The following is a 21,284-nucleotide window of genomic DNA, read 5'->3' as shown; positions in this document are numbered from 1 at the left end:
CGGCCGTGGAGATAACTGACCTACATTACAGCATCGTCTGAGCAAAACGCTGCGAAAACTACTGCCCGGCGGGTTAACCGATGAGCGAGCAGTCGCATGGAGTACAAATGTGCTCCATGCGAGGGTTCATGACCGTGCGCGTGTTTCAGGGCATCATGACCGGCCTCGCCAAGCCGGTACCACAACATGACGCGCCCGCTGTTTATCTCGCTGGATGGCCCCAAAAGCACCGGCAAAACCACGTTGCTTGAGGCCGTTACTCAAGCCTTGCGGGTTGATGGCCACAAGGTGATCCGCCTGTGCGAGAAAAAAAGCGACCCATCGCGTGGGCAGACCATGGCCTTGGTCAACCAGCTTGCTCGGGCCCCTGGCCTCGGGCTTGAATTACAGGTGTGTGAGCGCTTTGCCGACAGCCGCGCGTGGATTTCCCAGAATGTGCTGCCCAAACAGCCCGCAGACAGCATCATCCTGATCGACCGCTGGTATCCGTCTGATGCCGCGTTCCGCCGCCTGTTGCCGTTTGCCGACATCCTGCGCCTGAACATCGAGCGCAAGGTTCGGGTGCCTGACCTGCATGTCGGCGTTGTTACCCGTGCCGAAACCTCATGGGCGAGGGCAGCCGCACGCACGCGAGGGCTGGGCAGCACAGTGATTCACAGCCTGGAAGAGCAGGTGGCCTGTACCGAGGCGTTCGAGCGCGCGGTGGCCGAGCAAGGCTGGGTGTTGTGCCGCAACGAAGGCACGGTGGAAGAGGCGACTGACTACCTGGTTGGCCAGATCCAAGGGGTACTCTGAGAGCATCACCAAGGGATCGGCGTACCATCCCAAGCCCAGAAGGTGCCCGTCTGCGCTGGCCCATGCTCGGCGATCAGCTTGAGCATGCAGGTGGCCGCAAACGCGGGCGAAAACAGTTTGCCTGGCGGAACATTGGCCTGGAACGGGCGGGACAGTTCGGTATCGGTGGTGCCGGGGTGCAGAGCGAGCACGGTCGAGGCTGGGTTCAGCCGTTTCAGCTCGATGCTGGCGCTGCGTAGCAGCTGGTTGAGCGCCGCCTTGCTGGCGCGATAGCCATACCAGCCACCCAACTGGTTGTCGCTGATCGACCCGACCCGCGCCGATAGTGCGGCAAATGTCATGGGCTGCTGGCGCAGCAGCGGGAGCAGGTGCTTGAGCAGCAGGATAGGGGCGAAGCAGTTGGTGGTGAAACTGGCCTGCAAGCCCGCCATATCCAGTTGCGCCAGGGACTTCTCGGCCCGCGCAGGCGCCTGATGAAGCACGCCCAAGGTGCTGATGACCAAGTTCAGGTGCAGACAGTGGCCGCTCACTTGTGTGCCCAGCGCCTGTAGCGCCTGCTCATCGCGGGCATCGCAGTCGATGCGCAGGAGCCGCTGGCCGTGCTCGCCGGCCAGTGTCTCCAACGCCGGGCTGCGTGAGGCCTGGCGAGATACTGCAATCAACAGCCCTACGTCGTCACGGGCGAGCAACTGCGCGCACATCGCCAAGCCGATGCCTTGGCTGGCGCCACAGACCAGCACATTGGCGGGGGCGGTGAGGTTACCGATAAGGGGCATGGCGGTTTCTCCTTCAGACCGCTGCGCGTACTGGCTCCACAACCGCCACCCGGTCACGGCCAGTAGCCTTGGCGCGATACATGGCCTTGTCGGCGCCGCTGAGCAGCGTGTCGAGTTCGGTATCGTTGGCGCTTGCACAGGCCACACCGATGCTGGCTGTTACCCGGTGCTCGGCGCTAACGTTCACCTGCGCGATGGCTGCGCGCAAGCGTTCGGCGATGTCACACGCGGCTGCCTGGGGCGTATCGGGCAGCAAAACGGCGAACTCTTCCCCCCCAAGCCGGCCGGCAATGTCATCTTCACGCAAGGCGGCCTTGATCACCGCGCCGATGCGTTGTAGCACCTGGTCACCGGCGGCATGGCCGAAGGTGTCGTTGATTTGCTTGAAGTGGTCGATGTCCAGCATCAGCACCGCCACCAGGCGGCGCTGGCCACGGCACAGGGCATGCTGCGCACGGGCTTGGTCGAAGAAGGCGCGGCGGTTGTTGAGCGTGGTCAGCTCATCGGTGCACGAGGCGACCGTGGCCAGGCGATGCGCGAGTTCCATTTCATGCTTCAGGCGCCAGGCTGTTTCCAGTGCTTGCGCCAAGCTGCGGGTAGCGCTGGCCACAAAGAACGCGAATACCAGCACCGCCACGGCGATGCCTTGCTGCAAGCCGCTGGGCTGCAACAGCAGCCACACGGTGCTGGGCAACAACACCAGCGCGATAGAAACCAGCGTCATGTTGCGGTAGGAGGAGTAACAGGACACCGCACTGACCGACATGCCAACGGCGAACAGCATGATCAATGCCTGGCCCATCAGGTCGCCCGCCGGCATCACCGCGACCGCGCCAATGCCCCAGACGCCTGCCGACAGCACCAGCGTCGCCCAATAGCGGCGCTCCCAGGTTGCGGGTGTTCGCAGGTTTACCGGCGTGCGCCGGTAGGCGAGGAACATCGATGCGCGCAGCAAGGTGCAGAGGCTGAGCACCGTCATCCAGGCGATAACCTCGCGGCGGTCGAAGCGCTCCCAGCCGAGCCAGCACAGCATCGCGGCGGCCAGGTAGCTGCCCACCACGGCCGGTGCCGACTGCACGAACAGTTGCGTCAGCCGATCCGTTTTTACGTGCCTGGCTATCTCATCGCGAGGGTCTAGCTCAGTCATGGCCACCGCCAGCGTATCCAGATACGGTGGCGCATTGTGGCACTGTGCTAGCCCCACCGAGAAGTGCCGGCGGCCTCAGATCAGTACGTAATCGCTGCATTGGCGAATACCCCCATGCGGCCCTTCGACAAGATGCACATAGCGCCCGCCGACCTGATCGATTGGCAGGCAGTCATCGACGTCCAGTACAGCATCGGTATGGGGCTTGAGCCAGCCGGCTTGCATGCGCTGCTTGCCCAGCTTGCGGGCCTGGGCAGCGTCCGTGGCGACCAGCAGCAGATAGCGGTGTGCCTCGCCGAATACATGGCGCTCGTAGCCGCCCAGGTTGATGAAGAACAGCCGCGGCTCGCCGGGCGCGGGCGCCACGGGGCTGAACTGCACGCAGTATTGATCGATACCGTCCACCTCAAGCCAGGAGTCGATATGCAGCCCCGCGCGGCTGCCAAACCAGGCTTCGCGCAGTTGCGGGTAAGTGTGCGCGAGTGTGTCCGCCTGCGCGAACAACACATCGTGAACCTCGATGCTGGCCCGTGGGTGACGCCCACCGAGCATGACGACGTACAGCAAGAGCAATTCCTTTCAAAAGCGCGGAGCGCTGAAATACCTGTACAAGAAACCCATCATGTACAATATTTGGCAAGATACCGAACCGGTAGAACAAGCGCAAACCGTCGTTATGGCGCGTGGAGGAGGGTATAGCATGAACTTGAACAGGCTCACTGAGCTGCTCCATAACGGTGCGGTGCAAGAGTTGGAGCTGCTGTCGCTCGAAGGCGGCTTTTATATCCTGCGCGCCCTGACCGCTACCGGCCCGCAAACCTTGAGCGACAGCCACGGCCAACCCATGCGGCTGCGCTCTACCACTGAGCTGCGCCACCTGCTTGAGGGCTTGCCAACGGTGCCCTGCATGCTGGTGCAACATGTGGTGCACGACGAGATGTGTGGCCAGCGTGACGGCCCCGTCGCGCCGTTACGCGTGCCGGTGGGCCTCGCCAGCCAGTGGTAACCCGGGCTCCGCGATTAGGGTTGGTACTGGGCGACCAGCTATCGTTCGACCTGGCCGGGCTGAGAGCGCTAGACCCGGCACACGACGCCATCCTGATGGCCGAGGTCGCAGTGGAAGCGCGCTATGTGCCGCATCACCCCCAAAAGATCATCCTGATTTTCAGTGCCATGCGCCATTTTGCCGAGGCGCTGCGCGCCCGGGGTTGGCAGGTGCACTATGTGACGCTGGACGCCGCAGGCAACACCGGCTCTATCGCTTGCGAACTTCAGCGCTGGCAGCAAACCTTGGGTGCCAGCGAAATCCACTTCACCGAGTGCGGCGAATGGCGCCTGGAACAGGCGCTACGTGACGCCCATCTGCCGTTGGTATGGCACCGCGATGATCGCTTTCTGTGCTCGCGCGCAGCCTTTGCCCGCTGGGCCCAAGGCCGCCCGCAACTGCGTATGGAGCAGTTCTATCGCGGCATGCGCAAGCGCAGCGGCTATCTGATGCAGCCAGACGGCAGCCCTGCCGGCGGCGCCTGGAATTTTGACAGTGATAACCGCAAGGCACTGCCCCGCGGCCTGCGCGGCCCATTCCCTGCACGCTTTGCGCCCGACGCAATCACCGTGGCGGTTACCCAGTTGGTGCGCGAGCATTTCAGCGACCACTACGGCGCGGTGGAAGGTTTCGACTACCCGGTAACCCACGCCGAGGCCGAACAGCTGTGGCAGTACTTTCTAGACTTTGGCCTTGCGGCATTCGGTGACTACCAGGACGCCATGGCCGAAGGCGAGCCTTATTTGTTCCATGCGCGTATCAGCGCGGCGCTGAACATCGGGCTGCTCGACGTGCGCCGGCTGTGCCTGGATGTCGACACCGCCTGGCGCGAGGGCAGGGTGCCGCTCAACGCCGCCGAGGGGTTCATCCGCCAGTTGATTGGCTGGCGCGAGTACGTACGTGGCATTTATTGGCTGCGCATGCCTGAGTACGCAGGCTTGAACCATCTGGGCAACCAGCGCGCATTGCCCGAGTTCTACTGGACCGGCCATACGCAAATGCGCTGCATGGCCCAGGCCATCGGCCAAACCCTGCAACTGGGCTACGCCCATCATATCCAGCGGCTGATGGTCACCGGCAACTTCGCACTGCTGGCCGGCATCGTGCCCAGTGCGATTTGCGACTGGTACCTGGCGGTCTATATGGATGCGTTCGATTGGGTCGAGCTGCCGAACACGCTGGGCATGGTGATGCATGCGGACGGCGGGTATCTGGGGTCCAAGCCGTATTGTGCCAGTGGGCGTTACATTCAGCGCATGTCCGATCACTGCAAGGCCTGCAGTTACCGGGTGGACCAGGTTGTTGAGGAAACCGCATGCCCGTTCAATGCCTTGTATTGGCATTTCATCATTCGCCATCGCGAGCAGTTTGCAGACAATCCCCGGTTGGCGTTGGTTTATCGAAACCTCGATGGCATGCCCGCGGAGCGGCGCGAGGCGGTTTGGGCCCGTGGGCAGACGCTGCTGGCCAGGCTGGATGCGGGGGAGGGGGTGTGAAGAAGGGGTTGTTGCCGAGCAAGGTTTGCGTGGTGTGTGGGCGGCCGTTTAACTGGCGCAAGCGCTGGGCGCGGTGCTGGGAGGAGGTGAAGTATTGTTCGCAGCGGTGCCGGAGGTCGGGGGCGCGTGGCGGATAAGGCACGCTCACCCTCGCAGTACTTTTCGTGCTGTAGGAGGTTTCTGATTTGATTTCGGTGAGTGGTGCATTCCTCGAGTTTCCCCCGAACCCTCGTCGCATTCCGCCCGATGGCTTGTGCAATGCGGTGTTTGCGATATCTCTTCTCGTACAAAGCCTAGGGGAGGGGACCCATCCCCACTCATCGGCAGAAGCTCAGCAAAGTGCCGGGGGCGGCAAACTGCGGATACGATCGCACAAATTGTGCTTGGATCAGACCATCGAAAATCCGCGTCATCGTGTTGCAGGAATTCAACGTCGACGTTGGTTCATCGGGACCTTCCTCAGGTGCTCACTGCCGGGGCTCAGCGACTCACCCTCTTGGCTTCAATCATGGAACCTCATTCAAACCCAGCACCGGCCCAGTCTACGGCTCTGCCGCAATTCGCCCTGGGCGTTTGGACACTCGTCGGCACAGATCGATTTTGAAACTATCCGTGGTAGCAATATGGCATCCTTGGCGCCTTCTTTATCGGTGCACGCGCCCTGAATTATTACGGAGTATCAACATGCAACGGAAGCCTAATGAGCTCCTTAGCCGACTGTTCGAGTATGCAGAGGAAAGCCTGAAGGAGCTTGATCCGTCGCGCTATCAGCTCACGAGCGCTGTAAATGAGGTGTATAAGCCCGCGGCGCTTCTAGACCTTCCGGGGCTGCACTTTGATCTCCAGCTCCCGGGGGACAATGTCTGGCTGCAGATCGAACGACTTGAGGAGTCACGGGCTCCAGCCCCCGTTGACGGAGACTATAGTTCCCTAATAAACACCAGCAGTAACCCTTCGAAGCCGCCCGTGTTAGCTGAACAGGCACTTCATCAGCGTATTCGCGAACAGCAGGATCAAGCGCCTGAAGGCGATATTGCCGTCATTGAGTCGGAGGTGCGCACGCAAGCGCTGGCTGCGCTTACGACCTATCTGGTTCGGTGGCAAGAGTGGGCTGAGCACGAGAAACCCCGTCGCAGGACAATTAGTCTCTATGGCGACATGTTCGCATTGATGCAGCAAATGGAGACGGGAAAGTCTGCTCGGGAGCTGGTATGGGGTATTGGCGTCAGCGCCTGGACGCTAACCATCAACGACGCTCAGCAGGAATTCAATTATCCATTGCTAACCCAGGCACTCGACATCTCGTTGAACGAGCAAAGCATGGCGGTCGAAGTTCGCCCGCGAGCCACCGAACCGATGATCGAGTTCGATGCGTTTATAAATGCAAATGTCCCTGGCGCCAGTGAGTGCGAAAGGGCAATCCGCGATCACCTGGGCAGAAATGCCGACGCACCCTTGAACCCATTCCTCCCATCGACATTCGCTGATGTGCTCAAACTCTCGGCAAGAAGCCTGGACAGCAAGGGCAAGTATGCAGAGCTATTGGAGGACGGCGGCCAGCGGTTTCCTGAGCCGGGTGAAGCTCTACAGGTAACCGATGCGTGGGTTTTGTTCGCACGGCCTAAACCGAGTAACTGGTTGATCAATGACCTGCGCAACATTCGGGAAAAGCTCAAGGACTGTTTTGAACTACCCGCAGGCCCCCTCGCGTTGGTGACCCCAGCCTCGACGACTGCCCTTGATTATCAGCACGTGAACTTCCGCGGGCTGTCAAGCAGAAGCATGGATGGATCGACCGCTGAGCCGAAGGAGCTGTATTTTCCGCTCCCTTACAACGATGAGCAGGTCACGATCGTACAACGCCTTGAGCACGCTCCCGGCGTGACGGTTCAAGGCCCTCCCGGAACCGGTAAGACCCATACGATCGCGAACATCATCTGCCATTACCTCGCGACGGGTAAACGTGTCTTGGTCACCTCTCGTGGCGAGCAAGCCTTGAAAGTGCTCCAATCCAAGATACCCGCTGAGGTCAGGCCTCTCACGGTTGCACTTCTGACAAGTGACCGGGAGGGTATTCGGCAATTCCAAGGCTCGATCGAGGCGATCCAACATCAGGTCTCTCAAATCAACACGCCCGGATTCGTTCCCATCTTGAGAGCATTGAAGCGCGCCACGAGCTCGTTGAGCTCAATAGCAAACGAGTGAAACTTGAAACGGGCCTGGCTCGCATGTATCGGGAGGTCGTGAGCCGAGCAGCGTGGCTATCCACCAAAGCCAATGCCAGCCCTATGGTGCTGCAAGCACTAGCCGGCTATTCGACGGCCATACGCAAGATTGGGCAAGGGACAGGCCCAAACGCGGAGCGTTACCGCCGTGACGCCCAGCAGTGCATGCAGGACGCCGCCGACGCGGTGCCGTGCTGGATTATGAGTCACGCCAAAATTTCTGAGTCCATGCCGGCAGAGATCGGCGCATTCGATCTGGTTATTGTCGACGAGGCTAGCCAGTCAGACCTATGGGCCTTGCCCGCGATCGTCAGAGCAAAAAAGGTGCTGGTAGTAGGGGATGACAAGCAGGTATCTCCCGATGGTGGTTTCAAATCGGGTAAGCGGATTGGTGAACTCCGCACCCGGTATCTGAACGATCAGCCCTATGGGGCGGACATGACACCGGATAAATCACTGTACGATTTGGCGTCGCGGGTCTTCGCTGGCCACATGGTTATGTTGCGTGAGCATTTCCGCTGCGTCCCTCCCATCATTTCCTACTCCAACCAGTTCTACGGTGGCGCGATCCAGCCCCTTCGAATCCCTCGTCCGTCCGAGCGTCTCGATCCACCGCTGGTGGACATCTATGTCAAGGACGGAGTGCGGAACAAGAAGGGCTGCAACAAGCTTGAGGCTGAAGCTATCGCTGAGGAAATTCAGGCACTCATCAAGAACGACAAATATGCGGGTCGCTCGATTGGCGTAGTGACGCTGCTTGGGGGCATGGAGCAAGCGAAATTCATCGACTCACTGGTGCGCGAACGCTGCCCAGCAGCAGAGCTCCATGCCCGCGAATTTGCCTGTGGTGACGCCAGCACCTTTCAGGGAAGCGAGCGCGATATCATCTTCATTTCGCTGGTAGCAGACCCTGAAAATTGCCATCCGCTCTCGGGAAATGCTGCTGAGCAACGGTTCAACGTGGCCGCCAGCCGTGCGCGCGACAGGATGTATCTTATCCGGTCTGTGACCTTGGATCACCTCTCTCAAAAGGACGTGCGCCGAACGCTCCTTGAGTACTTCAGCAAACCGCTGACTGAGGAGCAGGTTGATCAAGATGGCCTCATCAAGCTCTGCGAGTCAGGGTTTGAGCGGCAGGTATTCACCAGACTGGTTGAGCGTGGATATCGTGTGATTCCCCAGGTGAAAAGCGGGGCATTCAGGCTCGACATGGTAGTTGAGGGTGCCAACGATAATCGGCTGGCCATTGAGTGTGACGGTGACGCCTTCCACGGTCCTGATCGCTGGGAGGCGGATATGAACCGTCAGCGTATCCTTGAGCGGGCAGGGTGGACGTTCTGGCGGTGCTTCGCGTCATCTTGGAGCATGCATAAAGAGGAAATCTTCGCTGAACTCCTTGAGCGCCTGGCTGAACTCGGTATCGAACCAACGCACTCCTTGGACAAACTCCCAGCTGTCGTTGAGCTACGCGAATGGTCACCTGCGGTCACTGCCGCCCAAGATGATGAAGATGAAGACATCGAGATCCTCGACGCTTTAAAAATTGCAGGCGAGGAACAAGCGCTTTCTCTCTGACAGATTTCTGAGCGCGCGCACGCCCAGCGAGTGCGCGCTTGCAGGACGGTTGGAGTGACGGATAAGAGGGGAAGGACCTTCACGCGGGCTAGTAGCCGAACAGGAAGAAAAGCCGAAGGTTAGCAAGAAGAAATACAAGCACCTCGAAGTTGAGCTCAATAACCGAATACCTTATTTAACATAATATGCATTATGCGCAACTTTGTATGGAGCTACTGGGGCATGGGTTGGCTGTCAGGACTACGTGAAAGTGTGCTTTCGTCTTTTTAATGATGCGCCTCATACGAATCAATGACTTGAGGCTACGTTCCTCAGTGTCATTCTCAAGATCGACCGCGCTTTTTCCAGGCCTTCCCAACGACTACCCAGCTAAAAATGCGCTTCTGGCGCTTCGCGGTGTCCATCTAGAAATGCGCTTTTTCTCGCTGCCCTTGGTCTTGCATTCGCGTTACACATAAATTGGTGCGCGCCATTGCATTAGGGAAGCTTCATGGATCGGTGCTCCTGGGGCCAGCTACAACGCACGCGCAGTTGGGTATACGCGAACGCTGCTTGTCAGCTGCCGAAACCGCCTGATGACAGTCAGCCACTGTGGCGCAATCAGTACTGGCGTGCGACAGCTAGCGCTAAATCGTACGGGTTACAATTCAACCAACGCCATCTCCGTGCAAGTTTGCTCGCGATGCGATGACATCCATCTGCACTGGAGCTACGCACGGGGCGGCGTTCACCACGCTTTTTAAGATTTGATTGCTTCCGTAGCTGCCCACCTCAGCTCTGGGCTAGCCTGGCCAATAGTGACCCGTAGCAGTCGCACATGACAGCGTGGCATTCAGGCCTTGCCGCTTGCACATTAATGCGCTGGGGTGGTATTACTTACGAATTGCTTAGTGGCTTGACTTGCCCTGCTCTATTGAAAAAATCGACCAAATTAAATTATAGCTCGACTAAATGAATATTTAGTGTAGTTATAATGGCTAGCCATTCATTCCGCTATTCACACCCACTACCAACCCGTGCATAAGGCCGATAAATCTCCCCGTCGTACCGCAGCACCGGCCTGCAAAACCCCGGCCCGGCGATTTCGATATCCGGCCACCCATCATTGCCTGAAGTGCTCAGAAAGTTGACCTCGCCCTCGCCGCTGGCAAGCTGTCGCCATTTCCCATCAGCCTGCTGGCTGACCAGATAAAAGCCAGTCCGCGCATTGCCATAGCAGTGAACACTCGACTCGGTAATGAGCCCATCCAGCCGCCCATCCCCGTTGATATCGCGCGGTTGCATCGAAGGCGGTTCATAATCACCCTCTTCTTCCAACTCGCACTCGGTCGATTCCTGCGTAAAGCCTGCCGCTCGGAAGGCCTTGATTTGCTCACTACGCGGCATTTCGACATATTGTGCGCTGGCAAGCGGGGCCAGCAGGCTGGTGAAAAGCGCTAAAACAAGTCGGCCGTGCGTCAGAACTTTCCCTCGCACTATCATCCGAGCACCCTCCTCGCTTTTAGTGGATCAACCTTGAACCTTGCGCCGACGCACCCACAGCCAGCCAAGGCCGCCGAGCACCAGCACACCCAACGCTAGCAGTTGCACTTTATAAGGCCGCAGCATTGCACGGGCGTCGTTGAGTTTTTGTTCAATGTAGCGCTTGTTGACCTCGTCGAACTTCGGTTGCTCGCACTGCTGGCCAAAGTTGGCGGCCCATGGCACGTAGGGGCCTTGCTCAACGTAACGCTTGTACAGCGTGACTTCCTGCTCGCTGCCGGCCACCCAGCCTGCGCCGATGCACAGCACCGAGGCAAAGGCCTGGCTGGTATGCGGCAGTTGGTCCGCTGCCTGACTGGCCAGGTCGGCGGCGATGTAACGGTAGTGGTAACGCAGGTTGGGCGCTGCCTCAGTAGCTTGTTGGCGCTTCAACTCGGCGGGCTCCAGGAACGGGCCAGGCTTCAGCTCGGGCGTACCCAGGCTGAAGCTGCCGCCCAGCCAGCCGTAGTCTGGCGACATTTCATAACCCAGGATCTCCATGCCCTGCCTACGCGCTACGGTACCCGCGGTGTACAGCGCTTCGGCACGACCGGTTGCGGTCCAGCGCGATTTGCCTTCCTCACGCTGCTCGCCATATTGGCGTGCAGCACTTTGCAGCTCTGGCGTACTGAAATAGACCGGTGCTTCGGCGAACCGGCCTTCGCGCAGCAACCTGCGGCCCAGCAAGTCGCGCAGTTGGGCTGCGACCGGGCGTGGTGCATACGGGTCGGCATCTTCCTTGGGCGCTGGCGGTGCCGGCACCTGGGCGTCGACATAGCCCTTGAGCTCGTCGAGGGTCAGTACACGCTCGGCCACCGTTGCGGCGTCTGGCCAGTAGATGTCCTGGCTGCGATACAACAGGTCGAAGGCCTGCACATAGTCACCGCGGTCCAGTGCCAGCACCGCGCTCTCGCCATCAACGCGGCAGCCTGGGCGCACGCTTTCGTAGTCCCAGTCTGGCGTTTGCCGCCAGCCCCAGGCTTCGTCTTTGGGGAAGGCAGCCGCCGCCTTTGCATATGCTGCGGCTGCCTGGGCCTTGTCGCCATCGCGCAGGGCCAGCTTGGCTCGTACCCACCAGGCCATACCCGTGTCACCTGCATGCTGCAGGTAGCTTCTGGCGGCCTTGAAGTCGCCGTCTTGGTAGCTAAGGGCTGCCAGACGATCGGCGTTCTCCAGGTTATCGCCGACGCTTGCCTGCAGCATGCGGGTCAGGCGCAGTTCCTGTTCCTGGGGGTCGTTGAAGTAGGCCATACGGCTGAGCAGATACGCAGTGATCAGCTTCTGCACCGCCGGCTGTTTGAGTTGCGTTTGCAGGTCTGCATCGGGCATCGCCACCAACTCACCGGCCAATTGGCGCAGCGAGCCGTAGCCACTGGGCGAACCTAAGCGGGTCTGGCTTGCGTACAACTGCACCGCGTGGCCCCAATCGCCGTCGAGCCGGGCCAGCCTGGCTTGCTCACCAAGGCTTGCCACGCCGAGTTCCAGTGGGTCGCTGAAACCCTCGGCGCTCAGCGCCCTGGCCTGCTCGTACGCTTTTTGAGCCTGCGCGCGCAGGGTTTGCGGGGGCTGCTCGGGGCTGTCGGCGGCCTCAGTACTCTGCGCCATCAAAGCACGGCCCAGCGAATAAGCCGCCCAAGTGCTGCGCAGTTTGCGTTGCTCGGCCGGCAGTGCCAGCACGCTGCGGAAATACGCCGCTGCCTGCGGGTGATTACCTGTATCAAACGCCACTGCGCCTGCGGTGTACAGGCGCAACTCATCGGGAAGGTCAGCGCCTTGCACCTCGACCTGCTGCGCATCCTTCAGGCTGCGCAGTTGGGCGACTTTGTCGCGCAGGGTTTCCGGCAACTCATTGGCTTCGATCTGATCGCGCTGTTCACGATACGGCCGGGCGTTGTCCTCGCCATACCAGTAAGGCGTAAGGGTGAGCTCGGTTGTCGGCTTCAGGCCGGCTATTTGCTGGCCGAGGCGGCTCACTTCAAAAGCAAAGTTGGTTTCCGGCAGTTCTGCCAAGGTGCGTGCGCGGTCGTCCAGCAAGCGCAGCGGGAAGTCCGGGCCGCAAGCCAGGGCCGTACCGAACGGCACGCTCAGGGACAGGCACAACAAGCGTTGCGGCCAGTTACGGGTAGACATTCCATGCTCCTTTACTGATATCGAGACAGCGCGCCCAACCGAGGGCACGCCGGCCGCCGGCGGCAACACGCACGCTGGCCTGGCGGGTGAATTCGAGGTGTTGCGGTGTTTGCTGGGCGCGGTAACCCTGGATGCCATCAGCCCCGTCGCAGCCGCGCGCGGTCAATTGCACCCGTGCGGGCAGCGGTTGATCGAGGTTGCCGGCATTCACCAGGCTGATGTCGTACAGCCCTTCCCGCTTCACAAACTGGACCTGCCACTGGCTGGCCAGCGCATCGCCGGCGGCCACGGCTTTCAGCGTGGTCAGGCTCCAGGCGCGGCGGTCGCCAGGCAGTGGCAGGCGAAACCAGATCAGCCCGGCCAGGTGGGCGGGCGGTTTCTCACGCATTTGCAGGGCCAGGTCGGCCAGCTGTTGCGGGTCGGCGAGCAATTCGCGCCGCTCGCCCGCGTGGTTCAGCGGCGCCTCGCTTTCCACCAGCGGCGCGCCGCCAGTATCGGGCAGCAGCGCAACGCCGTAAGCAGGTAAGGCGAGGTAAAACGGTTTATCGCTGGCCCGGCTCCAGCGCTGCGCCCAGCTTTTGGCTTTGACCGGGTCGAACAGGCCTTGGCGCGGGTCGCTCACTGCGTGCACCTGCAATACGCTGCTGTCCACCGCCTCCAGAAGCTCCGGTAAATTCGGGTTATCGAGCCAGGCTGGCAAAGCGGTGATGCTCAGTTTGATATCGGCGGGCAGTTGTTTGCGCAGCGCTTGCAGAAACTGACTGTAACCCGCCAACCGCGCGCTGCCGCTGTCATGGTCGATCTCAAGGCCGCTTGGGGTGACACCAGCCTGTTGCCAGCGCGCGATCAGCTGCGCGATCTGCTGTTGCGCCAGTTGCACATCCAGCGCCGGCAGTTGCCCATCCAGGCGCACCACCGCGATGACTGGCCGGCCATCGGCCTTGAGTTGTGCAAGATTCACCAGCGCCCTGCTCCACCCGGCTTTCGGATGCGCCTGCAAGGCCAGAACGCGCAAAGTGGAAAAGTCGCGACGGCTCTCGGCCAGCGCCTGCTCGTGGGCTGGGCGCCATTGGCGTTGCCAGACATACAGTTGCTGGTCCAGCGGCATTGGCGGTTGCGGCTCACAGCCGGTAAGCAGCGCCAACACCAGGGCGCCACACAAACGGTGGAAATACGTGACGGGCATACAGTCCTTTGTCCAGCGCGACAGCAGTGTTTGGCGAGGCGCGATAGTAGCGCAACGCGTTGCAGTCCCTCCAGCAGTGTCGCCTTAAGTAGTAGCTCCGGCCATCTGTCGGTGTGTGCTTGAACCCGATGATGCAGCCTCGGATTGCCGGGACTCACAACTAGTACGAGGCCGGCCGTCGTGGCAGGCCTGTTCTGAGCGAGGGTTTGACAATGAGCACTGCACTGAAGATGGGTGGCGGCGACGCGCAGAGCGACTGGCCGGACCTGGAGCCCGAGCCGCGGCATGATCAGGTCGATGACCCGGATGCCGATCCAAACCTGACAGATGACGACCAAAACCGCCCCGGCGTACCGGCCGCTGACCCCGAGTCGGGCGCTTGATCAAGAACTACAGTGCGGGGCGACCCTGCCCCGCCTGGCACCTAGCCTGCCACCTGCCCGGCCTTGGTCCCCGAAACGCGCCAGCGAACGTCGGTAATGCCATAGCGCTCAGCCATTGGCCGGCTGACCTTGCGGATCTTTTCACGGCCAAACTTGGGGATGATGCCTACACCGGCATCGCAGCTGGCCCAATGCCACGCTTCAGCGTTGTCCAGGCGCTCAAGGCGGATGATGAAGCTGCGTGGCTGGCCATGCAACTGATAGTCGATCACGTAAAGCTCGGGACTGGGCATTGCGGCGGGCCTCCTTTCTGCCTGTTTCAATCAAGGGTTGATCAGCCCTGACCTGGATGATTCAATTTTTCCGCAAACAGGCAGAGGATCGCACTAGTGGCGATTGGCCTTAGCTCGGTGCTGGCGCACCCGGCATCAGGATTACCTTGCGGCAACGCTCTTGCATTTCGTCAAAAATCTCGTACCCGCGTACCGCATCATCCAGCGCCATACGGTGGGTAACGATGGCCTCGGGGTTCAGCCGCCCGGCTTCTATATGTTCCAGTAGCTCTGGCAAATAACGCTGCACATGGGTTTGCCCCATACGGAACGTCAGGCCTTTGTCGAAGGCATCGCCAAACAGGAACCCATGAATGAAGCCGGCATAGACGCCCGGGACGCTCACTACTCCGCCACGGCGCACCGCTGCAAGGCACTGGCGCAGAGCCTTGCCACTGCTGCCTTCGAGCTTCAGAGCGGTTAGCACTGTTTCCGTCGTGCTGCCTTTGGCTTCAAACCCTACAGCGTCCACCGCAGCGTCCACGCCGCGCATTCCAGCGGTCTGCCGGATGATGCTATCGGCCGGGTCATCGTCGTGGCTGAAATCGATGGGGATGACACCATAAGCATCGCGGGCGTAGTCGAGCCGATAACCGCATTCATCGACCATGAATATCTGCTCGGCGCCCAGCATCCGCGCGCAGGCAGCCGTCAGCAAACCGACCGGGCCCGCCCCAAAAATCGCCAATGATGAACCTTGCCCTATTTCGGCATTACGCACGGCCTGCCAGGCGGTAGGCAGAATGTCGGAGAGGAAAAGCACTTTGTCGTCGGCCAGATGCCCAGGCACTTTGAAAGGCCCGGTATTGGCCTTGGGCACCCGCACGTAATCGGCTTGACCGCCGGGAATGCCGCCATACAAGTGGCTATAGCCGAAAAGCGCAGCGCCCGGCGGGATGCTCTTCTTGTTGATGATCGCCCCGCGCCCCGTATTGGTAGTCTCGCAGGCGGCGAACAGTTCGTGCTGGCAGAAGAAACAGCTGCCACAGGCAATCACGAATGGAATCACCACGCGATCGCCAGGGCTGACGGCGGTGACGTCACGGCCAACTTCCTCGACGATGCCCATGAACTCGTGACCGAGAATGTCGCCTTGGTCGACCATGGGGATCTTGCCGCGATACAGGTGCAAATCCGAGCCACAGATCGCTGTAGCGGTCACCCGTAGCAGAATATCGTCGCTTTCTTGCAGCTCAGGCTCTGGCACATTGTCGACCCGGACATCGCCAGAGCCGTGGTAGGTGAGTGCGCGCATGCTGTCGGTCTCCTGCGCAGAGATGGGAAGCCGGGGCTTTGGCGCCCCGACCCATGCCGATCAGGCGTTGCGGCCACCACCGTGGCTGTTCTGCCCGCCTTTGCGTCCGGCCTCGGAGGCGCGGGCACGGTCATTGGCAAAATTGCCCCCGGAGTTCTGGCCGCCCTTATGCCCGGCGCGGGAGGCCTTCTCACGGTCGTTGGCGAAATTGCCCGGGTTGGTCTCCTTGGTGCCACCACGGCGGCTGGTCTGTTCCTGGTCATGAGCCATGTCGGTTCTCCTTTACGCATTGGTTTGGCGTGTCACGGAAAGCACCGTGCATTAGTTCCGAGCCAATGAATGCGCGGTCTGCTCAATAGCGTTGCGCCTGATCGGACCGGTGGCGCCAGTGGTTGGCGTGCAAGAGGCTTGCGTTGTGGCCACACGGAGCAAAAAGCTTCTGTGCATCAAGCACTTTTACGCTTCGCCTGTTGTCTCAAGCGCACTATTCGACATGCCCTGGGCAGCGCCTGCGCAAAGGCTCGAAGCCAGGGGCAATCGGTGCCTATAATCACCGCCCGGTGCGCCCTGCGCCCTGGGCCATTTTTCGTATCGCACAAGGTTCGTGCCCATGAAGTCGACCAGCAAACCCACCCTCGCCTCGCCGCATAACCCGGCGCTGAGCCCCAGCCACCTGGACTTCCCGGTGGTGGGTATTGGCGCCTCGGCGGGCGGCCTGGAGGCGCTGCGTACCTTGTTCGAGCACACCCCGTCCGACACCGGCATGGCCTTTGTGGTGGTGCTGCATCTGTCGCCAGACCACCAGAGCCGGGCCGACCGTATTCTGCAAGCGGTCACCCAGATGCCGGTGCGTCAAGTCACCGAGGCGGTGCCTATCGAGCGCAACCATGTCTACGTGATTTCCCCCGCCAATCGCCTGTCGACCAACGACGGTTACCTGCGGGTGCGCCCCGCGCAAAGAAGTCGCGGCGACCATGTGGCAATAGACCTGTTCTTCCGCGACCTGGCCGATGTGCACAAGGACCATGCGTTCTGCGTCGTCCTCTCAGGCACCGGCAGCGATGGCGCGGTAGGCCTTTCGCGCATCAAGGAACAAGGCGGCGTGACCTTGGTGCAGAGCCCGGATGATGCCCAGTATCCCGATATGCCCCAGGCTGCGCTGGCCACAGGCATGGTCGACCTGGTACTGCCGGTGGCGCAGATCCCGGCCAAGCTGGTCGAACTGTGGCACACCGCGAGCCAGGTAAAACTGCCGCGCATCGAGGATGACAGCCTGCCGCCAGCATTGGGCGAGCGCGAAGGCCCGCCGGCCGCCAGCGACCCATTGCTTGAGGAAATCCTGCACCTGCTGCATGGCACTACCGGCCACGACTTCATGCACTACAAGCGCGCCACGCTGCTGCGCCGCCTGGAGCGCCGGATGCACGTGACGGGGCAGACTGAGCTCGCTGGCTACCGCGACTTCCTGCAACAGCACGCCGAAGAGTCCCGGGCGCTGCTCGCCGACATGTTGATTGGCGTCACCAACTTCTTCCGCGACCAGGAAGCCTTCGAGGCCTTGCAACGCCATGTGCTGCCGGGCCTGATCTGCGACGGCGACGAAGGCGAGCACGAGATCCGTATCTGGTCGGCCGGCTGTTCCACCGGCGAGGAGGCTTACAGCCTGGCGATGCTGATCACCGAGCAATTGGCGGTCGAACGGCGCAGTGCCAAGGTGCAGGTATTTGCCACTGACCTGGATGAGCGCGCCATCACCCTCGGCCGCGCCGGGCAGTACCCCGAGGCCATCAGCACCGATGTCAGCGCCGCTCGCCTGCGCCAGTTCTTCATCGCAGAAGACCAGCACTATCGGGTGCGCAAAGAGGTCCGCGAAAAAGTCCTGTTCGCCCGCCACAACCTGCTGTCCGACCCGCCGTTCTCGCAACTGGACCTGATCGTCTGTCGCAACCTGCTTATCTATCTGGACCGCGACGTGCAGCGCGACATCCTGCGCCTGTTCCACTTCGCCTTGCGCCCCGGTGGCCATTTGTTCCTGGGCAGTTCCGAATCGGCCGACATCGCCGCCGACCTGTTCGTTGCCGTGGACAAACGCAACCGCATCTTCCGCGCCCGTGAAGTGCAAAGCAGCCGCCGACCCGCTCGCCTGCAGGCGCCGGAAAGCAGCCAACCCAAGGTCAAGGTGCGCGGCGGTCGAAAACTGTCCTATGCCGAGATTCACCACCGTGCCCTGGCCCGGCGTACCCCGCCCAGCCTGATCGTCGACAGCGACGGCAGTATTTTGCACATGAGCGAGGGCGTCGGGCCGTTCCTGCGTCACGCCGGTGGCGAACTGAGCCACAGCCTGCTCAACCTGGTGCTGCCGCCCCTGCGTCCGGCGCTGCGCAGCAGCATGATGCAGGCCCACAGCAGCGGGCAGGCAGTCACCTCGCGGTCGGTCACTCTGCTGCTCGACGAGCAGCACAGCGACGTCGAAATTCTGGTCCAGCCGCACCATGACGACCCCAGTGGCAGTGAATGCCTGCTGGTAATGTTCCTGGTGCGCGATGCACGCGACCAGAGTTTGCCGCCGCAGTCCGAAGGCACGGTGCTGAGCAACCTTGAGCGCGAGCTGCACCGCACCCGCCTGCAACTGCAGGAAACCATCGAGCAGTCGGAGCTCTCAAGCCAGGAGCTGACGGCCTCCAACGAAGAAATGCAGGCCATCAACGAAGAGCTGCGTTCGGCCAGCGAAGAACTCGAAACCAGCAAGGAAGAGCTGCAATCGATCAACGAAGAGCTACTGACAGTCAACTACGAACTCAAGACCAAGGTCGAGGAAACCGACAAGGTCAACGACTACCTGAGCAACCTGATCGCCTCCACCGACATCGCCACCGTTTTTGTCGACCGCAACCTGCATATCCGCTGGTTCACTCCCCGCGCCACCGACATTTTCAGCATGCTGCCGGTAGACACCGGTCGCTCGCTGCTCGATATCACCCACCGCCTGGACTACCCGGGCCTTGCCGATGACGCCCGTGCAGTGATCGAGCGCGAGACGACGCTGGAGCGCGAGGTACTCGGGCACAACCAGCATTGGTATCTGGCGCGCCTGCACCCCTACCGCGCCAGCGAGCGCAACGTCGATGGCACGGTGCTGACCTTCATCGACATCAACAAGAGCCGCGCCGCTGAAGAGCGCTTGCGCCAAGGCGAAGAACGTATGCGCCTGGTGGCCGAAAGCACCCACGATTTCGCCATCATCCTGCTCGACGAAGAGGGGTTGATCACTGACTGGAACACTGGGGCTGCGCTGATTTTTGGCTACGGCAAAGACGAAGTGCTGGGCCAGCATTACCAGCTGATCTTCACCGACCCCGACCGCGCCAGCGGCGTCCCGGAGCGTGAGCTGCGCGCCGCGCGCTTGCATGGCCGCGGGCAGGACGAGCGCTGGCATGTGCGCAAGGATGGCAGCCGCTTCTATTGCACCGGCGAAGTCTCACGGCTCAAAGGCAGCAGCCTGCGCGGCTATGTGAAGATCGCCCGTGACCTCACCGGCCATCAACGCCTGCACGACGAACAAAGCAAACGCCTGGCTGAGTCGCAAAGCTCCAGCCACATGAAGGACGAGTTCTTCGCCGTCATGTCCCATGAGCTCAAGCACCCGCTCAACCTGATCCAGCTCAATGCCGAGATTCTGCGGCGCCAGAGCGTGGTCAACAGCACCCGGGTGGCCAGCAAGGCCGTTGCGGTGATCTGCGAGGCGGTGGCAAGCCAGGCGCGGATCATCGACGACCTGCTCGATGTAGCGCGTATCCGTACCGGCAAACTCAAGCTCAAGACCCAGCCGGTGGACGTCTGCGCGGTACTGCGCGGCATCCATGCCGTGGTGTTGAGCGAGCAGCACAGCTGCAGCGTGCAATTGGAGCTACCGCCCGGCGAGGCGCCGGTGTTCATCGACGCCGACAGCACGCGCCTGGAACAGATCATCTGGAACCTGCTGAACAACGCATTGAAATTCAGCCCGCCCGGGGGCGAGATCCGCTTGTTGCTCACCTGCGAGCAACAGCAGGCGTCGCTGCAGGTGATCGACCAAGGGGTGGGGCTTGCCGAGGATAGCCTGGAGCACATCTTTGACCTGTTCAGCCAGGCCGCGCCGCAACTGGCCAACCACAGCCGTGAAGGGTTGGGCATCGGCCTGTCGTTGGTGCGCCAACTGGTCGAGGCCCACGGCGGCACGGTCACCGCTCACTCGGAAGGCCTGGGCCGCGGCTGCACCTTCACCGTGCGCCTGCCACTGTGCGACCCAGGCCAGCAGGCCCAGGCCCAAGCCAGCGAACAGGTTGCCGACGGCCGCTTGAGCGGCGTGCGGGTGCTGCTGGTGGACGATTCGGTGGAAATCCTCGATGTCATGCAGCAATTGCTGGAAATCGAAGGCGCCGACGTCGAGCCCTACAGCGACCCGCGAGCCGCGCTTGAGGCAGCTGGCGAGGGGCGCTATGACATCATCCTTTCCGACATCGGCATGCCGGGCATGGACGGCCACGCCCTGATCAAGGCGCTGCGGGGGCTTGAGCATTTGCGTTACACCCCGGCAATCGCCCTCACCGGCTATGGCGCCAGCGCTGATCAGCACAAGTCGCGCCAGTCGGGTTTTGACCGGCACCTGAACAAGCCAGTGAGCTATGACGACCTGATCGACGCCATCGAAGCGCTGAATGGTTCGGTGCCTTACTGACCGCTCATCAGTTCGGTGCAATTTTTGCAGGCTTTTTAGCAACCAATGGGCAGGACACTGCCCGTTTGCCCAGAAGGAGCCTGCATGAAATCAGCCAAACCCCGAGCTAGCGTGATCTGCCGTCAGGCGGGCGACCAGCGTAAGTGGCTGTGGGTGCGCAAACCCAAGGCGCCATGGACCTTGCCGGGCGGCAAGATCGAGCCGGGTGAGACGCCGCTACAAGCGGCTGCCCGCGAGTTGTTCGAAGAAACCGGGTTGTTGGCACAGGAGCTGACATTTTTGATGCGGCACGAGTCGCCGCAGCGTACGCACTACGTATTCGAGGCTGTTTTCGCCGATGCGCCCAAGCCCAGCGCCAGCCACGAGATCGCTGATTGCTGCTTTGCCAGGCTGGACCGGGTGGACGCCCTCAATGGTGAGATCAAGCGGCTGATCGATTCGCTGCTGCATTGCGACAAGGGAATGGCGGCGTCGGTGCGCTAGGGCAACTTCCACCGCCGAGCAAGCCGCTCCCACGCTGCTCAGTTTTCTGCGCGCGGCAGCGCAGCCTGGAAGGGCTGGGTGACCTCCCACAGCATTACGGGCCATGTCTCGGTATTGTGGAGGTACGCAATCTTTGTGGGTGATTCTATGGTTTCGGGCAAGTCGCTTTTGATTGTGTAGGAGCGGCCTTGTGTCGCGAAAGGGCTGCGAAGCAGCCC

At 61.3% G+C, this 21,284-nt stretch carries 19 protein-coding genes; 9 read left to right on the top strand and 10 right to left on the bottom strand.

What is annotated here, in order from left to right:
- Positions 1–186 precede the first annotated feature (186 nt).
- Positions 187–795, top strand: coding sequence for a dTMP kinase (locus tag HU720_RS13805; RefSeq protein WP_186520485.1), 609 nt, complete (start codon positions 187–189; stop codon positions 793–795).
- A 5-nt stretch (positions 796–800) separates the two neighbouring features.
- On the opposite strand, the gene HU720_RS13800 is transcribed toward HU720_RS13805, so the two are convergent.
- From HU720_RS13800 to HU720_RS13790, 3 genes are all read right to left on the bottom strand, one after another.
- Positions 801–1,571, bottom strand: a complete 771-nt coding sequence (locus HU720_RS13800; RefSeq protein WP_186520484.1) for an SDR family NAD(P)-dependent oxidoreductase — start codon at positions 1,569–1,571, stop codon at positions 801–803.
- A gap of 13 nt (positions 1,572–1,584) precedes the next feature.
- Positions 1,585–2,631: a diguanylate cyclase gene (locus HU720_RS13795; RefSeq protein ID WP_346656579.1), complete on the bottom strand. Its 1,047-nt coding sequence runs from the start codon at positions 2,629–2,631 to the stop codon at positions 1,585–1,587.
- Between the two features lie 162 nt (positions 2,632–2,793).
- Positions 2,794–3,285: a DUF1543 domain-containing protein gene (locus tag HU720_RS13790; protein WP_186520482.1), complete on the bottom strand. Its 492-nt coding sequence runs from the start codon at positions 3,283–3,285 to the stop codon at positions 2,794–2,796.
- A gap of 133 nt (positions 3,286–3,418) precedes the next feature.
- On the opposite strand from HU720_RS13790, the gene HU720_RS13785 reads away from it, so the two are divergent.
- The 5 genes from HU720_RS13785 to HU720_RS24130 all read left to right on the top strand — a co-directional run bounded on the left by HU720_RS13785 (position 3,419) and on the right by HU720_RS24130 (position 9,059).
- On the top strand, positions 3,419–3,724 hold the full coding sequence (locus HU720_RS13785) for a DUF6482 family protein (protein ID WP_186520481.1): 306 nt from the start codon (positions 3,419–3,421) through the stop codon (positions 3,722–3,724).
- Positions 3,718–5,259 (top strand): cryptochrome/photolyase family protein, encoded by a 1,542-nt coding sequence (locus HU720_RS13780; RefSeq protein ID WP_186520480.1) that lies wholly within the window; start codon positions 3,718–3,720, stop codon positions 5,257–5,259. Before HU720_RS13785 ends, HU720_RS13780 begins: the two co-directional genes overlap by 7 nt.
- A complete protein-coding gene (locus HU720_RS13775) occupies positions 5,256–5,396 on the top strand; it encodes a DUF2256 domain-containing protein (protein WP_186520479.1) in 141 nt (46 codons plus the stop codon). The genes HU720_RS13780 and HU720_RS13775 overlap by 4 nt, the downstream gene beginning before the upstream one ends.
- A 547-nt stretch (positions 5,397–5,943) precedes the next feature.
- Positions 5,944–7,464 (top strand): AAA family ATPase, encoded by a 1,521-nt coding sequence (locus tag HU720_RS24135; RefSeq protein WP_202883578.1) that lies wholly within the window; start codon positions 5,944–5,946, stop codon positions 7,462–7,464.
- Positions 7,465–7,547: 83 nt separating this feature from the next.
- Positions 7,548–9,059, top strand: a complete 1,512-nt coding sequence (locus HU720_RS24130) for an AAA domain-containing protein (RefSeq protein ID WP_346656577.1) — start codon at positions 7,548–7,550, stop codon at positions 9,057–9,059.
- A 993-nt stretch (positions 9,060–10,052) separates the two neighbouring features.
- On the opposite strand, the gene HU720_RS13765 is transcribed toward HU720_RS24130, so the two are convergent.
- From HU720_RS13765 to HU720_RS13755, 3 genes are read right to left on the bottom strand one after another with little or no spacing between them, the layout of a single operon-like run.
- Positions 10,053–10,541 carry a hypothetical protein gene (locus HU720_RS13765; protein WP_238337696.1) on the bottom strand — a complete coding sequence of 163 codons (489 nt, stop codon included), beginning with the start codon at positions 10,539–10,541 and terminating at the stop codon, positions 10,053–10,055.
- Between the two features lie 27 nt (positions 10,542–10,568).
- On the bottom strand, positions 10,569–12,710 hold the full coding sequence (locus HU720_RS13760) for a hypothetical protein (protein ID WP_186520478.1): 2,142 nt from the start codon (positions 12,708–12,710) through the stop codon (positions 10,569–10,571).
- Positions 12,697–13,818, bottom strand: a complete 1,122-nt coding sequence (locus HU720_RS13755; RefSeq protein WP_186520502.1) for a DUF3142 domain-containing protein — start codon at positions 13,816–13,818, stop codon at positions 12,697–12,699. Before HU720_RS13755 ends, HU720_RS13760 begins: the two co-directional genes overlap by 14 nt.
- Positions 13,819–14,108: 290 nt before the next feature.
- On the opposite strand from HU720_RS13755, the gene HU720_RS13750 reads away from it, so the two are divergent.
- The gene (locus HU720_RS13750; protein WP_186520477.1) at positions 14,109–14,279 is read left to right on the top strand and encodes a hypothetical protein; all 171 of its coding nucleotides are present in this window, start codon (positions 14,109–14,111) and stop codon (positions 14,277–14,279) included.
- 41 nt (positions 14,280–14,320) lie between these two features.
- Here HU720_RS13750 and HU720_RS13745 read toward each other — a convergent pair whose 3' ends face one another.
- From HU720_RS13745 to HU720_RS13735, 3 genes are all read right to left on the bottom strand, one after another.
- On the bottom strand, positions 14,321–14,572 hold the full coding sequence (locus HU720_RS13745; protein WP_186520476.1) for a DUF6555 family protein: 252 nt from the start codon (positions 14,570–14,572) through the stop codon (positions 14,321–14,323).
- A 109-nt stretch (positions 14,573–14,681) separates the two neighbouring features.
- On the bottom strand, positions 14,682–15,866 hold the full coding sequence (locus HU720_RS13740) for a zinc-dependent alcohol dehydrogenase (RefSeq protein WP_186520475.1): 1,185 nt from the start codon (positions 15,864–15,866) through the stop codon (positions 14,682–14,684).
- Between the two features lie 60 nt (positions 15,867–15,926).
- Positions 15,927–16,136, bottom strand: coding sequence for a general stress protein (locus tag HU720_RS13735; RefSeq protein ID WP_186520474.1), 210 nt, complete (start codon positions 16,134–16,136; stop codon positions 15,927–15,929).
- 340 nt (positions 16,137–16,476) lie between these two features.
- Here HU720_RS13735 and HU720_RS13730 point away from each other — a divergent pair, with 340 nt between their 5' ends.
- On the top strand, positions 16,477–20,583 hold the full coding sequence (locus tag HU720_RS13730) for a CheR family methyltransferase (protein ID WP_186520473.1): 4,107 nt from the start codon (positions 16,477–16,479) through the stop codon (positions 20,581–20,583).
- An 84-nt stretch (positions 20,584–20,667) separates the two neighbouring features.
- Positions 20,668–21,066 (top strand): NUDIX domain-containing protein, encoded by a 399-nt coding sequence (locus HU720_RS13725; protein ID WP_186520472.1) that lies wholly within the window; start codon positions 20,668–20,670, stop codon positions 21,064–21,066.
- A 38-nt stretch (positions 21,067–21,104) separates the two neighbouring features.
- On the opposite strand, the gene HU720_RS24355 is transcribed toward HU720_RS13725, so the two are convergent.
- Positions 21,105–21,284: hypothetical protein (locus HU720_RS24355; protein WP_238337695.1), on the bottom strand; the 180-nt coding region annotated here is incomplete at its 5' end.

This window comes from Pseudomonas sp. SWRI51, from assembly GCF_014268825.1.
GTDB lineage: Bacteria > Pseudomonadota > Gammaproteobacteria > Pseudomonadales > Pseudomonadaceae > Aquipseudomonas > Aquipseudomonas farsensis.
The sequence above is the reverse complement of the archived record's forward strand: the minus strand, read 5'-3'. Positions and strand labels throughout refer to the sequence as shown.

Bases quoted from the DNA above. Each gene is read 5' to 3' on its own strand.
- HU720_RS13785 (WP_186520481.1), top strand. From the start codon at position 3,419: ATGAACTTGAACAGGCTCACTGAGCTGCTCCATAACGGTGCGGTGCAA.
- HU720_RS24135 (WP_202883578.1), top strand. From the start codon at position 5,944: ATGCAACGGAAGCCTAATGAGCTCCTTAGCCGACTGTTCGAGTATGCA.
- HU720_RS13730 (WP_186520473.1), top strand. From the start codon at position 16,477: ATGAAGTCGACCAGCAAACCCACCCTCGCCTCGCCGCATAACCCGGCG.
- HU720_RS13760 (WP_186520478.1), bottom strand. From the start codon at position 12,710: ATGTCTACCCGTAACTGGCCGCAACGCTTGTTGTGCCTGTCCCTGAGC.
- HU720_RS13750 (WP_186520477.1), top strand. From the start codon at position 14,109: ATGAGCACTGCACTGAAGATGGGTGGCGGCGACGCGCAGAGCGACTGG.
- HU720_RS13800 (WP_186520484.1), bottom strand. From the start codon at position 1,571: ATGCCCCTTATCGGTAACCTCACCGCCCCCGCCAATGTGCTGGTCTGT.
- HU720_RS13765 (WP_238337696.1), bottom strand. From the start codon at position 10,541: ATGATAGTGCGAGGGAAAGTTCTGACGCACGGCCGACTTGTTTTAGCG.
- HU720_RS13735 (WP_186520474.1), bottom strand. From the start codon at position 16,136: ATGGCTCATGACCAGGAACAGACCAGCCGCCGTGGTGGCACCAAGGAG.
- HU720_RS13755 (WP_186520502.1), bottom strand. From the start codon at position 13,818: ATGCCGCTGGACCAGCAACTGTATGTCTGGCAACGCCAATGGCGCCCA.
- HU720_RS24130 (WP_346656577.1), top strand. From the start codon at position 7,548: ATGGTGCTGCAAGCACTAGCCGGCTATTCGACGGCCATACGCAAGATT.
- HU720_RS13740 (WP_186520475.1), bottom strand. From the start codon at position 15,866: ATGCGCGCACTCACCTACCACGGCTCTGGCGATGTCCGGGTCGACAAT.
- HU720_RS13805 (WP_186520485.1), top strand. From the start codon at position 187: ATGACGCGCCCGCTGTTTATCTCGCTGGATGGCCCCAAAAGCACCGGC.
- HU720_RS13745 (WP_186520476.1), bottom strand. From the start codon at position 14,572: ATGCCCAGTCCCGAGCTTTACGTGATCGACTATCAGTTGCATGGCCAG.
- HU720_RS13725 (WP_186520472.1), top strand. From the start codon at position 20,668: ATGAAATCAGCCAAACCCCGAGCTAGCGTGATCTGCCGTCAGGCGGGC.